Consider the following 14694-nt stretch of genomic DNA (forward strand, 5'->3'; position numbering starts at 1 on the left):
CTTTAAACCCTTTCAATTCTTCTTTTTAACCTTTTTATATTACTTTGCGGAAAATAAAAAAAATGTGAGAAAAACTGCAATAATCATAACCATCGGAATAATATTACTTGTAGGAGGTTATTTGTTCTATGAGAAATGGTATAATGGTGGATCTACGAGTTTATGGAGCAATGTACCAGGTAATGCGGTATTGGTTTTTGAATCTAAAAGTACAGTTGAATCATGGAATGACCTGGTGGAGACTTCTTTATGGAGTTCTCTGAAACAGATTGAGTCGTTTAAGCAGATAGAGGCCGACCTAAAAGCCCTTGATAGCATCGAGGCAGGTGGAGTTGCAAATCTTTTGCAGCAGAACAGTCTAATTTCCATGCATGTGACTGAAAAAAATGACTTTGACTTTGTTTTCTATATAGATTTGAGTCAGGAGAAAAACTTAAGAGCTGCCACTAAATTGTTGGATTACTTTAAAGATAATTCTGGTGTACGGTTTTCAGAGCGAATTTATCAGGATTACACCATATCAGAATTAACGTCGAAAAATCTTACCTTTACTTATTTTATTAACAAAAATGTATTTGTTGGTAGTTTTACCTCCTTCCTAGTTGAAGATGTTGTCCGCTTAGTTAATGATGATTATAAAAGTGGGTTTAAGTTGAGCCATTCCCAGCTTTATGATATGCCTAAACTGGCAAACGATGATGGAAATGTCTATGTCAATATGGAGGCAGCCTCTTTATGGCTTAGTTCTTTTATGGACGCTAAATATAGAAAATCGTTAAAGGAGCTGGGAGGGTTTAGTCAATCCGCATTTTTTGATGTTGATGTTTCAGGTTCTAAAATATTGTTTAATGGTTTTACTGTTTCCAATGCGCAAGCTGATTACTTAGGTGCTTTTAGCTCACAAGTACCTGTAAAAAGCGACTTGAAGTATTATGTGCCTAACAGGGCATCGGCAGTTTATCGTTTTGGACTTTCAGACGGGGGGAGTTGGCACAATGGGCTTATCAATTACTGGAAAGCTAATGACCCTGAATTTTTGTCGTCAAGAGATGAGTTTACCCGGCAGTACGGCTTCAATTTTTCTGATTTGTATAGTTGGCTGGGAAATAACCTTGGGTTAGTTAAGCTTGAGGCTTTTAGAGGTTCTAGTCAGGAAGAGCTGGTCTTTATACAGGCTAATGATGCTCAGGAAGCGTTAAATCAATTCAATACTTTTTCTGAATCATTAGCACAGGCGAATGGTGATTCTGTGTATGTAGAGCGTTTTTCTACATATGAGATTCGCGAATTAAAGGTTAGTGAGTTTCCAAGGTTTGCTTTTGGTCCGCTATTCGAAGGGTTTGAAGAGTGTTATTTTATGTTACTAGGTGACTACATAGTGATAGGTAACAGTATGTTGACCCTTAAAAGCCTTATTGAAGATATTGAGAATGAAAATACCTGGGGGCGTTCTGTTGCATTCAATAAGTTTTTAGAAAGCAATCTGGAGGAGTCAAATGTTTCAGTAATTTTTAATACAAGAAGAGCATGGGAAGGCCTTATTAATGAGCTTGACCCTGAATGGAATGAATTTGCAAGAAAGTACGCCAGTCAGATCAAAAGTTTTGATTTAGGATCTATTCAGTTTAGTAAACTTGATGAGAGTTTTTACACGAGTATTGCTCTTCAGCATGAAGAGCAACCTGTGGTTAAGGAAAAGCAGTCCTATGAAGCTTTGAAAAGTGCTTCGTTAAATAATAAAATAATTACTAAGCCCTATGTGGTTAAGAACCATGTAGATGGAAGCTTAGAGGTTGCTGTCCAAGACTCGGCGTATAACTTTATACTTATCTCGCAGGAAGGTAATGTCCTTTGGAAGGATTCTCTGGGTCAACCCATAATATCAGATATTGAGCAGGTGGATTATTATAAGAATGGTAAGCTTCAGTACTTCTTTGCTACCAGAACCGGTTTGCATATTATTGACAGACTTGGTAATTATATCGATGGCTACCCCGTAGTAGTGGATGCAAATCTCAGGTTCGCTTCAGTGGTTGACTACGACAAGAGCAGACGATACAGATTTTTTCTTGCTGATGAACGAGGAAATCTCTTTCTGTACAACAAAGAAGGAGTCAGTCTGGAAGGGTGGAATCCGAGAGAACTCACCGGCAAGTTAGCAGCTAAACCGTTCCATATCAGGGTTCGGGGAAAGGACTGCATGGTTGCTATTCAGCAGGATGGAGTGGTAAATATAATGAACAGAAGGGGAGAAATGATGCCAGGGTTCCCTCTTCAACTTGATGTCCGAATTAATACCAGCCCTTTTATTAATATTGGCTCTGACTTTGAAAAGACCGTTATTACGGTGCTAAGTAAGGAGGGAAGGCTTATCCATTTTAACTTGAATGGTAAAGTTTTAAGTACGGAACAGCTTTATAAGCCCACTAAGGAAACCAGATTTCAACTTATTCCTGACGCGTTAGGAAAAAACTATATAATTTCACGGCAGGATTTGGCGAGATTGGTATTACTTACTCCTGATAACCAGGAGATATTAGCTAAAGATTACCTGAGTTCCGACCATCTTAATGTTCAGTATTACGATTTGGGCTCTGATCATAAAATATATGCTGTTACGGATATCGCTCAGAGCTTTACTTATATTTACGATAAAGATGGTCAGCTAATAAATTCCAGGCCTTTCGACAGTGAACAGGAGATAGCTCTTATCTATTTTGATGCTACCAAAAAATATCATGTATACACCATTTCCGGCAGCACATATAAAGTGATAACTTTCTAATAACCAGTGATGAAAATACCAACGATTTTTTCTTTATTATTCCTTCTCATTTTTAATTCTGCCAATGCTCAAGAGAACACGCAAGATACTCTGGAGTACAGCTTGGTTACTCCCTATAATACAATTTTAACTCATTTAGGGTACTTGCAGGATGACAACTACCATCCTGATATAGCAGCCAAAACACTTCATCCTGAATATATTGAAGGTAAGAAGGCGGAAGAATTGGCTGTAATGCTTAAGCAGATCTTGGATGGCAGGGGCATTATGATTGATCTTGATGAGGTCCCGAGAAAAAGTGACTACATTGATACCGTAACAAATAAAAGTCGTTATTATTTAACCAAGCAATTTCCTGATCTCTATGTAGAGAAGGTGGGGAAGAGGTGGTATTTCTCTGGGAAGACTATAAAAAACATACCTAAATGGCACAAGGAGGTTTATCCTTTTGGGACAGACAGGCTATTGAAACTTTTACCTTCACTGGGAACAACAAAAATATTGGGATTATATGTCTGGCAGCTTATTGGAGTCCTGATTCTAATTCTGTTGTCATTTCTACTGCATAAGTTATTTACTTTTCTTTTTGAAAAACTTATCATCCAACTTCTCTTAAGGTTAGGCTACCAAAAGCTGGCTGATGAAGTGGTGATCCCTATTGCCAAACCTATTAGCTTTCTGGTGATCTTTCCGTTTCTTATAGTGCTGGTGCCAGTTTTACAGCTTCCAATTACTATGAGTGAGTATGTAATATTGACGCTGAGAGCTGTATGGCCGATTTTTGCTATTGTATTCTTCTATAGGTTGGTTGACATTATCAGCATCTATTTGAGTAAGTTAGCCGATAAAACAGAAAGTACACTTGATGACCAGTTGGTGCCTTTGTTAAGAAAGGTACTAAAAACTTTTGTTGTAGTTGTAGGTGGATTATTTATACTGGATAATCTCGAATTTGATATTACTGGATTAATTGCAGGTTTATCTATTGGAGGCCTGGCATTTGCTTTAGCAGCCCAAGATACTATCAAAAACTTCTTTGGCTCTCTTATGATCTTCGTTGACAGGCCGTTCCAGGTTGGTGATTGGATTACATCTGGAGATGTCGATGGTTCGGTGGAAGAAGTTGGTTTTCGGTCTACCAGAATCAGGACTTTCAGAAACTCTCTGATGTACATTCCCAACGGAGTGATTACCAATCAAATGATTGATAATCATGGTTTGCGCGTTTACCGTCGGTTTATGACTAATATCTCTTTGACTTATGATACACCTCCTGATCTTATAGAGGTGTTTGTGGATGGGCTAAAGGAAATAGTGAAAAACCATCCGCATACGAGAAAGGACTATTATGAAATTCATTTGAACGACATGGGAGATTCATCCCTGAATGTACTCTTTTATATTTTCTTTCAGGTGCCTACTTGGTCTGAGGAACTAAGATCCAGACATGAGATATTGTTGGATATCATTAGGCTGGCGGAGAGAATAGGTGTGAACTTTGCGTTCCCCACTCAAACCTTGCATGTGGAAACTTTTCCTGAGAAAAAAGGAAATTCTCCTGAATATACTAAGAGTACCCCCGAACTTAAAAAGACAGTTGAAGAGTTTCTGGCTTCTAAAAAGGCTAAGAATTAAAGTGTACTGAAAAACTCTTCTATCGCATCATAAACTTTAGCAAGTTCATCATTACTGATAATGTAAGGAGGAATTACGTATATCAGGTTGCCTAGCGGCCTGAGTAATATGTCTCTTTCCAGAAAGAAAGGATAGAGTCGGTTTCGCATCTCACTGAAATAGGAACTGTCGTTTTCTGTCTCAAATTCTATGGCTAGAATGGTCCCTAATGAACGTATATCCTTTAATTTAGGAGTGAGTTTATGTTTTTCTTTAAAGCGCTCATGTTGGTTTGTGATGCGTTGAATATTATCCTGACACTCTTGTTTTGTTAATAGCTCAAAGCTGGCATTTGCAGAAGCACAGGCTATTGGGTTGGCAGTAAATGAGTGTCCATGCAGGAATGTTTTATAAAGGTCCTTCGACATGAATGCATCTACAATAGCATTTGTACATGAAGTTACCCCAAGCGCCATGGTTCCGCCGGTTAATCCTTTTGAAAGACAGATAATGTCTGGTTTATGTTCTAAATAATCCGAGGCAAATAATTTTCCGGTTCTGCCAAAGCCAGTCATTACTTCATCAGCTATGCATATTACATTATGATCTTGGGCGTATTGTATCATCCGGTCTAGTAGTTCTGCATTATAAATACGCATCCCCGAAGCCCCTTGTATGATCGGCTCAAAAATGAACGAAGCTATTTCATTGGAATCTACCAAAGTTTTAAACCTTTCAAATACCGATGACTCATTTGCACTAGTAGGAAAATCTATAAATTCAACGTCGAACAAATGGTTAGTAAAGGGTTTTGTAAAATCACTTCTTTCTCCAACAGACATAGAGCCGAACGTATCGCCGTGGTAGGCTCCGTCAATAGCAATTACCCTTTTCTTATCCTGGCCTAAATTATACCAGAACTGAAAGGCCATTTTTATGGCCACTTCAACGGCTGTGCTTCCATTGTCGGAATAAAATATTTTTGACTGATTTTCTGGCAGGATAGATAGTAAATTTTCCGCCAGGTTTATTGCTGGTTTGTGCGTAAAACCTGCGAAGATTACATGTTCTAAGGTGTTAACCTGTTCTGCCACCTTTTCTGCAATATATGGATGTGCATGGCCATGTAGGTTTACCCACCACGAAGAGTTAGCGTCTATAATCTTTCTTCCATCTTCTGTTTGCAGGTGCACTCCGCTGGCGGATGTAACGCATAACGGCTCGGAAACGCCTAGCAGCGGTGTAAAGGGGTGCCATATGTATGCTTTATCTTTGTCCTGCCAGTTCATTCCAGTTTGCCTTAAGCTTTTGTGCGTATTCATTAACAACTTCCTTGGTGATCTTTTTTTCATTTCTAATATGAAGGAGGCATTTGACTCCCGCATAATTCTGAATGATTTGTTGTGTTTCAAGGTTTTTCGGACCATTAAAGATTATTCCTTTTAAATGGTACCCACGGGATTTTATCAATTCCAGCGATAACAGGCTGTGGTTAATGCTTCCTAAATAGATATTGCTAACCAAAATGATCTCGGACTGGAAATGAGGTATCATATCCGCTATGGTTTCCTGGTCATTGACAGGAACCAAAAGACCACCAGCTCCTTCTATAATAAGAGGTTTGGTGGTATGGGGAGCAGATAAGTGTTTAATCTTGATCTCTACGTTATCAATTTTAGCGGCAGCATGTGGAGACATGGGAGACTTTAAAAAGTATTGCTCCTGATGAATGACCCTTTTGGGTGAAACCAGGTTTCGAATGGTGTCACTGTCAGTTGGTGTTCCTGCCTGTATCGGTTTCCAGTAGTCAGCTCCCAGGGCTTCTACCAAAATTGCAGAGGCAAGGGTTTTTCCACTATCCGTTCCAATGGCTGTTACAAAATATCTCATATCAGAGCTGCTAAACTATGGATCAATCCTGAAATATCATCATCAGAATTAAAAGTATGCAGACATATCCTTAATCTTTCTTCGCCAAGCTTTACAGTAGGAGATAAAATAGGCCTTACATCGTAGCCTGATGATTGCAAGTGCACGGCGGCTGCCTTGACTCTGTCATTGCCAGGGATAATTATTGCCTGGATTGGATGATCATATGCCGGTCTTATTAGTTGATTGCCGATTTGCTGGGCGAACAGCTTATTGAATAAATTAATGCGGTCATTGATTTCTTTTTGAAGGAAAGCATTTTTTTCCAGATGAGTAAATGCGCTACTTATAGATAGGATGCTATGGGGTGATAATGCAGTGGTGTAGATGAATGGCCTTGAAAAATTGATTAGGTATTCGGTTAAATAGGAGTCGCATGCCACCGCCGCTCCATGTATGCCCATTGCTTTCCCGAAAGTATGGATTCGTATGAGGATATCTTTTTCCAACCCAAGTTCCACTGCAAGTCCACAGCCTTTACTGCCGATTAATCCCGTAGTGTGAGCTTCGTCAAGAATAATATAGGCACTATATTTTTTTGCAAGGTTTACCAGCTCCCTTAAGGGACAAAAGTCTCCATCCATGGAGTAGACCGATTCTACAACTATGAATATATTTCCCGCTGCTGACCGAACTTTAAACTCTAAGTCTTGAAGGTTGTTGTGTTTAAAACTCAACCTTTTGGCTACACTTAATCTCGCACCGTCTTTGATACTGGCATGGGCTAATTCATCATAGACTATCGTATCGCCGCGCTGTGGAATACTTGAAAGTACGGCCATATTTGCAGTGTATCCTGAATTAAAGATCAAAGCTCTTTCTGATGCAAATACCTTGCTGAGTTGTGTTTCAGTAGACTCCGCGAGAACAGAGTTACCTGATAATAAACGCGATCCCGTAGATCCATTTTGGAGGACGGATTGATGGTGTGAATTTATCAGTGAAGCCAATTCCTTCGACCTTGCCAGTCCCAGGTAATCGTTGGAAATAAAATCAATTAGCTTGCCCGGTGATGAAAGCTTCCTGTAGGATAAGTTTTGTTCCCTTGCTTCAAGTTGTTTTATAAGTTTGTTCTCCAAATTCATCCAGACCTCAATTTGGTGGCTAAGTTAATTCAGAATACTTAAAGTGAAATGAAATAATAGAACTCCTTGGACAAACAGGATGTGGAGCGCTAATATCTAACCTGAGTTATTGAAAAAGCTTTACCAATCTTGAGGAATTTGATAAAGCATTGAGAATGGATTTTTGTTAGAGAGTCCTTTCTGAGTTATTTTTTTGCTCTCATTTTTTCCAGTTCATCCCACATCTCGTTGGGAACTTCGTCCAACCCGTTAAACTCCCCGGCTCCTTTGATCCATTCACCACCATCTATAGTTACTACTTCACCGGTCATATAAGCTGAGTAATCAGACATAAGATAGGCAGCGAGGTTGGCCAACTCTTGATGCTCACCGAAGCGACCGAGCGGAATTCGTTTTAAAGGATCTATCTTTTCTGCCACTTCTCCAGGGAAGAGCCTTTTCCATGCCCCTTCTGTAGGGAAAGGTCCAGGAGCAATAGCATTTGAGCGAATTTTGTACTTAGCCCATTCTGCTGCAAGTGATCTTGTCAGGGCCAACACTCCGGCTTTGGCACAAGATGAAGGTACTACATAGCCTGAGCCTGTCCATGCATAAGTAGTAACTATATTCAAAAATGTACCGGGCTGTTTTTTGTTAATCCAGTTTTTGCCAGTAGCAAGTGTGAAATTATAGGTTCCTCTGAGCACAATATCTACTACAATATCAAATGCCCGATGGGATAATCTCTCGGTAGGGCTGATGAAGTTACCTGCAGCGTTATTTAGTACACCATGTATTTGCCCAAATTTGCTTTCAGCTTCTTGTAGCACATTTTCTATTTCCTCATACTTTCTGATGTCACAGGCAACAGGTAAAACCTGTCCTCGGGTTTCCTGCTCCAGTTCTTTGGCAGCTTTTTCAAGTACATCTATTTTTCTACTGGATATTACGAGATTAGCGCCCAACTCAAGAAAATATTTACCCATAGACCGACCAAGACCAGTCCCTCCTCCGGTTACGATAATTGTTTTATCCTTCAAGGCATTTTCTTTGAGCATTCCTTCCATAGTATTTATGATTTTTGATAAGATGTTAAAGATAGAGATTCCTGAAAAAATATAATAGATTTGAAACTATATCCTCAGATAATTTAAGCAACTGAAATTATAAACATGATGAAATATTTAGTAGCATTATTTATTCTTATTGTCGCTGTGTCATGCGTAACGCAGAAGAAGTATGATGACCTGCTGTCGGAAAAAATTCAGCTAGAGTCAGATTTAGCAAATTGTAAGGATAGCCTGGAATCTGCCACTGCCACTTCTGCAAGGCTAGACTCCAATATTGAGAAGCTAAAGGCTGATACTGCGGTCCTTGGTCAGAAAATCAGAACCACTGAAAGTTCTTTATTCGATTTGAAAAAGGAGCATGAGCAATTGGAAACTTACTACAACAATTTGCTAAACAACAGCGGAAAGCTGACCCGAGACCTGGCTCAGCAACAGGAGCATTTACTCGCGTTAAAAGAGAATCTTGAGCAAACAAAAAGACTCAATGAAAGCTTAAGTGCAGATTTGTCTGAGCGTGAGAAAAAAGTGAAAGAACTTGAGACTATTCTTGAGAATAAAGACAGGGCAGTTCAAGAGCTTAAAAAGAAAATTACTAATGCGCTTCTAAGCTTTAAGGAAAATGATCTGACCGTAGAGGTTAAGAATGGCAAAGTTTACGTTTCCCTGGCTGAGCAGCTTCTTTTTAAATCAGGTAGTACAGTGGTTGATTCCAAGGGGGTGACTGCGCTGCAGCAACTTGCTAAAGCGCTTAAGGATCAGAAAGATATACATGTAATGGTAGAAGGGCATACGGATAATGTGCCGATATCCAGAACCAGTCAGTATATGAAAGATAACTGGGATCTGAGTGTATTGAGAGCAACCTCAATAATAAGGATATTGACAGAATCAGGAGTAGAACCAAATCAAATAACTGCTGCAGGAAGAGGGGAGTTTTCACCTGTAGAAGTGAATGAAACAGCTGAAGGCCGACAAAAGAACCGTCGGACTGAAATAGTTATTACACCTGATCTTGATGAGCTTTTTGAAATATTAGAGTCAAATTAATAGACATAAAAAGATAGCGGGGTTAAAAACCCCGCTATCTTTTTAGTTGCTACGTCTTACTAATGTACCGCTATTATAGCTGCGTCCATTTTTTTCTGATCTGCCTTTGTAGCTACCATGACCGTTGCCCCGTCCTCTGCCAGAGTTTTGCTTCTCTTCATGGTATGTGCTCCTTCTTTCTCTATAGTGGTTCCCATGGTTATGATTTGACCGGGAATCATACCTTTCGCTTCTATGGTTATCATGTTTATGATAAGAGTCGCCCTTATGTACGTAATGAGTAGTGTGCTTATGCCCGTGTCCATGTCCATGGCATTGTCCGTGCCCATGCCCATGTCCTACAGGACGATTTACATATACTACATGATTATGTCCATGGTGGCTATGGCTATTACATGTTCTGTAGTGTGTACGGTAGTAAGTAGTATGATATCCACAATAGTTGCTACAAACGTGCTCATGTAAAGGGTAATAATCATGATACACCCTGTTAATTACATAACCGTCATGTCTTACATTCACCTCAACAAAGACATCACCTCTTTGAAGTACGAGGTCGAAGAATAAGCCACTGCCCCTTCTTATTTGAGTAGCATGTACTACATCATATCCGTAGTAGTCATGACTGATAACTCTTGTTACATGCACCGGTACATCCCAACTATGAGTAACCCCGAATGATGCTGTAAAGTGTTGTGCCTCGCCCTTCAATGAAACCACAACAATAAATGTTAAAATTAGTAATATCTTTTTCATGGCACTTAAGTATTTGGTTATGTCAGTCAAATATCAAGGATAGTGCCAATATGAGTTTTTTAGTTTTAATTGATTGAATATCAGTGTTTTGTAATGTGATTTTTATTGAGGGTTTATAACGAGTTTTTGAGTTTGCAAAACACCGTTTTCAGATTGTAAGTAATAAATACCGGGAGGAATGCCACTGGTATCCAGAATAGTTTTATTTCCTTCGGCTTGGGAGATAGTATATTGACGGACTGCCATTCCCGATGAATTTATAAGTATCAAATCTGTGTTAGAATTATGTGTTCTGCTTTCGTATACAAACGAGTTGTTTATCACCGGATTAGGATATATTCTAGCTGAGCAGTTATTTTTTACATGTTTAATATGGATAATCTCAGATAGGTCTTGTTGGCCATCAAGGTCAACGTTGCGAAGCTGATAATAAAGCTTGCCACAAGGTACATCTTCAATAATGTAACTATAGCGGTTAATTTCCTGCTGGTGTGATACCCGGGGGATTTCGGCTATCTTGTCCATTGACTTTGCATTTCCAAGTCCCTGATAGATTTCAAAGTGGCTATTGTTGATTTCTTCCGTAGTGGCCCAGTAGAGGGTGACCTTATCTCCTTTCACTGAAGCCGAAAAGTCCAAAAGCTTTATAGGTAAAGGGCCGTTTGAATAGGTCAGGGTTACCTCATAAGAAATTCCCTGGTCGATTTCATTTCGATCTCCGTATGCCGTTGCTGTAATAGTATGTTGTCCGGGGGTTGGTATATACGATTTGTGATTGTTATTACCGATGGAGTAAGCCGAATTTATATTATTGTCATTGAGTGAGGTGAAATTATGGTTGTTATTCAGGCTGAACCGGACACTGGCTCTAGCATTTAAGTTAGCAGTTGTGGCTACTACATCTAGCAGAGTAGCGTCGTAGCTGTCAAGGTTTACCACTTGATTATTTGTAATGGGACCCAAATCTGTATTACCATGATATAACCTTAATTCTGTTATTTGCGGTGCTGACGCTGCACTACTCAAAACAGTTATTACTGCCTGATCACTACTTGTGTTGCCTTCATTATCAGTAACCGTAAGAGTAACATTATAATTGCCTGGCGTACTTAGATTAACAGCAAGATTAGGCTGACCGCTATTGGTGGTTTGAACTGGGCCATCCACATCCCAATCATAATTTACAATAGAGCCGTTGGGGTCGTAGGCAAAGCTTTTAATGTTGAAAGCATGAGGTGGATTCACAAACGATTTATCCGGTCCCAGATTTACTAATGGTGTATAGTCAGTAGATACATTTCTCTTTAATGCTAATAGCCATTCATAAATGTTATAGCCGCTACTGAGATCATAAACCTGATCCCACCCGTTATGGCCTTTGGAGGTGAGTAAAGTTAAATAGGCTGGAATATAAGGACTGTTGCTACAATTGTTTAGTTCATTAACAACGGTTTGTGAACCCTTACGGTCAGTTCCTCCGGTAGGAGGGATTAAACCATCTACCTCACCATGAAATGCCCATACGGCCACCTCATCAAGGGAGCAGATGTCCTCGATAGGTGCGTTGCCGCTGAATGGTACAATCCCAGTCATTCTATCAGGATAATCCAATACATAATCCCATAGCCCTTTAGCTCCAAGGCTTATGCCGCTGCCGAATATTCTGTTTTCATTGATGTTATAGTTGCTTATGATGTGATCAATGACATTATTAACCATGGCTGTATTCCATTCATAGTCATTATTATCTAAGCTACTGCATTTATCCCCTTTTTTGACATGCGGAGCTACTATGATCATAGGGATGTCGTTAAAGAAACTATTATTTCTAATGGCGCCAGGTAGCCCTTTACCTACGGAACATGAAATATCCGGGCCAATAGCCTGTGCTCCATGGAGGTATACCAAAAGCGGGTATGCCTGAGTGCCATCATAGCTTGGGGGCGTGAAAATAAGATATTCAACTGTATCGGCAGTTCCGACAGTCATGTTTAGGGCATACGATGTTGAATATGCCAGGGTAAAGCAAATGGTTAGTTTTATAAGTAGCCGCATAATCGTAGTTGGTTTATTTATAACAGATTGATTATGCCAATGTTCAGGTAAGTTTGGTTAATTTCGGTTGATTAGGTTTACCTTGCACAAGGGTTAGTAAATATAACTAATTTTATATTAAAAATTCATATTCTGAACTTAAGTTCTGTTGAAAATAATTTAAGGGCTCTAGATATCTATCTTTATTTTGTGTAATATTTAGGAAATAACTTACATGGCGGAAGTTTCGTTCCTTGATCTCAAAGGAAATCTATTATACTTAATTAAAGGTAGTTACGGATGTGATGATAATTACATAATGTTGCTTTAAGATAATATTATACAATGAATGCCATATGAAATTAATGAGAGGAATTTTGTGAGATAAAGTTTATATTGCATGATAGTTACACCAAGTAACATGCCTGTATTGTAATATTTTTGATAAAAAATGAATATAAATCAATGAGTTTCTTTTTTTTGGGTATTTAGTTGAATAAATGTTCAGAACTGAGTACAACCTTTTTTATATTTATTATAGTGCTAACCCTTGTGCAGAGTTGGTTTTTTTTAGATGAAGAAATTTATCATTACTATAGCCCTTTCTTTATCAGCCATCGCAGGTGCGATTGGTCAAAATCTTTCACAAATAGATAGTCTATATTCTGCACTGACGCAAGTAAAGGGTGTTGAGCAAATAGATATTTACAATGCATTAGCATGGGAGTATAGAAAGGCCCACCCTGATAGCACGCTTTACTTTAGCAGCAAGGCCATTGATTTAACTAAAACATTAAAAATTGAGGGGAAAATTGCTCAGTCCCTTAATTATATGGGCATTGCCTACCATTATAAGGGTGATCAGGTTAAATCGTTTGATTACTACAACCTGGCTATGGATGCCGCTATCAAGCACAACGATTCCTCCCAATATGCACATTCGCTCAATAGCCTGGGACGTTTATTCGCCACTCAGGGTGATTTTATCAAATCATACGACTATTATTTTACGGCGCTTGAAATATTTGAAAGACTCCAAGACAAGGAAGGGTTGAGCTACTGCTACAAAAGTTTATCGGAACTTTACCAGACTCAGAATAATTACAAAAAAGCTTTGGAAATGTCTCAGAAGGCCCTTGATATAAGGTTGGCTACTGATAACATTCCCGGGCAGGTTTCCATGCTGTTGGAAATGGCTCAAATTCAGGAGCACAACAAAAATTACGAAAAAGCCTTTGACTATTACCTTCAGGCAAAAGTAAAAGCGGAGTCTATCGATGATGTTATTAACATCGCTAATATCAATATAGGAATATCCAATCTGTATTACGTTCAGGATAAATTCCCGGAAGCGCTGATTTTTGCTCAAAAGGCCTCTAATATGGCTGGAAATACAGGAAATCTCAACCTGTTGAGCAGAATAGATATCCAATTGGGCAAGATTTATTTTGCCGAAAAAGATTTTGATAAGGCAAAGCATTATTTCAGCAAGGTGTTGGAGACGGTGTCACGTTCAAGGGAGCTGATACTTCAACAGGATGCATACTACTATCTGGCAGAAATATGTGAAGTAAAGGGTAGTGTTAACTGTGCCTATGAAAACTTTCAGCGTTTTGCGGAGGTTAGGCAAGCCCTAAACAATGCGGAAATGGCCCGTGCCATAGAACGGTCAGAGGCTAGGTTGGAAATTGAGAAAAAGGATAGGGAGAATGAACTGTTGCTTGCCAATCAGGCTCGAGATCAGGCGGTAATTGACAGGCAGCGTACTTATAATACAGCGCTGGCAATCATTGTTGGGGCTGTCCTTGTGCTTGTAGTTAACCTCTGGTTCACCAGTAGAAAGAGGCGAAGAGCAAATGAGAAACTGCAGCAGAAAAATGCTTATATAGCGAGACAGCAGGAGGAGATCAGTGAGCAGAATGATATGATCAATGCTCAAAATAAAGTCCTGCATAAGCATAATAAGGATTTAGCTGAGCTTAACAATGAAAAAGACACTTTAATGAACATTGTGGCTCACGACCTTAAATCCCCCTTTAACAGAATTAAAGGTATAGGTGAGCTTTTACTACTCTCAGGGCTTACAGAAGAGCAACGAAATTATGTGTCGCTATTAAAAAGTATTTCGCAGAGTGGTATCGATCTGATTCGTGATTTGCTTGATGTTAATGCTTTTGAGTTTGATAAACGAAAGCCCGAAATATCCAAGGTTGATATCTACAGCCTGTTGCTGGATAAGGTTAAAGGCTTTTATGCAGATGCCAAGTCTAAACAAATTGAATTGCGCCTTGAAGGGGGTGAATCGCACATATTTATCAATTCAGATAAAGTTTATTTATCCAGGATACTGGATAACCTCATCTCTAATGCTATAAAATTCTCTGATCCCGGTAAT

At 39.2% G+C, this 14694-nt stretch carries 10 protein-coding genes; 4 read left to right on the forward strand and 6 right to left on the reverse strand.

Going from position 1 to position 14694, the window contains the following annotated elements:
• Positions 1-64 precede the first annotated feature (64 nt).
• Positions 65-2785: a hypothetical protein gene (locus E1163_RS10345; RefSeq protein WP_155171370.1), complete on the forward strand. Its 2721-nt coding sequence runs from the start codon at positions 65-67 to the stop codon at positions 2783-2785.
• 9 nt (positions 2786-2794) lie between these two features.
• Positions 2795-4420, forward strand: coding sequence for a mechanosensitive ion channel family protein (locus E1163_RS10350; RefSeq protein WP_155171371.1), 1626 nt, complete (start codon positions 2795-2797; stop codon positions 4418-4420).
• Here E1163_RS10350 and bioA read toward each other — a convergent pair.
• From bioA to E1163_RS10370, 4 genes are all read right to left on the reverse strand, one after another.
• Complete coding sequence (bioA, locus tag E1163_RS10355) at positions 4417-5688, reverse strand: adenosylmethionine--8-amino-7-oxononanoate transaminase (protein WP_155171372.1); 1272 nt, start codon at positions 5686-5688, stop codon at positions 4417-4419. The genes E1163_RS10350 and bioA overlap by 4 nt on opposite strands.
• Positions 5666-6289 carry a dethiobiotin synthase gene (gene bioD / locus E1163_RS10360; RefSeq protein ID WP_155171373.1) on the reverse strand — a complete coding sequence of 208 codons (624 nt, stop codon included), beginning with the start codon at positions 6287-6289 and terminating at the stop codon, positions 5666-5668. The genes bioA and bioD overlap by 23 nt, the downstream gene beginning before the upstream one ends.
• A complete protein-coding gene (locus E1163_RS10365) occupies positions 6286-7413 on the reverse strand; it encodes an aminotransferase class I/II-fold pyridoxal phosphate-dependent enzyme (protein WP_155171374.1) in 1128 nt (375 codons plus the stop codon). Before E1163_RS10365 ends, bioD begins: the two co-directional genes overlap by 4 nt.
• Before the next feature lie 185 nt (positions 7414-7598).
• Positions 7599-8459 (reverse strand): SDR family oxidoreductase, encoded by an 861-nt coding sequence (locus E1163_RS10370; RefSeq protein ID WP_155171375.1) that lies wholly within the window; start codon positions 8457-8459, stop codon positions 7599-7601.
• A 105-nt stretch (positions 8460-8564) separates the two neighbouring features.
• Between E1163_RS10370 and E1163_RS10375 the strand changes: the two genes are divergently transcribed.
• On the forward strand, positions 8565-9509 hold the full coding sequence (locus tag E1163_RS10375; protein ID WP_343033805.1) for an OmpA family protein: 945 nt from the start codon (positions 8565-8567) through the stop codon (positions 9507-9509).
• A gap of 42 nt (positions 9510-9551) precedes the next feature.
• Here the strand turns inward: E1163_RS10375 and E1163_RS10380 are convergent, their stop codons facing one another.
• Both E1163_RS10380 and E1163_RS10385 read right to left on the reverse strand, forming a co-directional pair.
• Positions 9552-10265, reverse strand: coding sequence for a hypothetical protein (locus tag E1163_RS10380; RefSeq protein WP_155171376.1), 714 nt, complete (start codon positions 10263-10265; stop codon positions 9552-9554).
• Positions 10266-10367: 102 nt separating this feature from the next.
• Entirely contained in the window at positions 10368-12320 is a 1953-nt protein-coding gene (locus E1163_RS10385; RefSeq protein WP_155171377.1) for a PKD domain-containing protein, read from the reverse strand.
• Between the two features lie 553 nt (positions 12321-12873).
• Between E1163_RS10385 and E1163_RS10390 the strand changes: the two genes are divergently transcribed.
• A partial coding sequence (locus tag E1163_RS10390; protein ID WP_155171378.1) for an ATP-binding protein occupies positions 12874-14694 on the forward strand: 1821 nt, incomplete at its 3' end.

The sequence above is a fragment of the Fulvivirga kasyanovii genome (assembly GCF_009711405.1).
Lineage (GTDB): Bacteria > Bacteroidota > Bacteroidia > Cytophagales > Cyclobacteriaceae > Fulvivirga > Fulvivirga kasyanovii.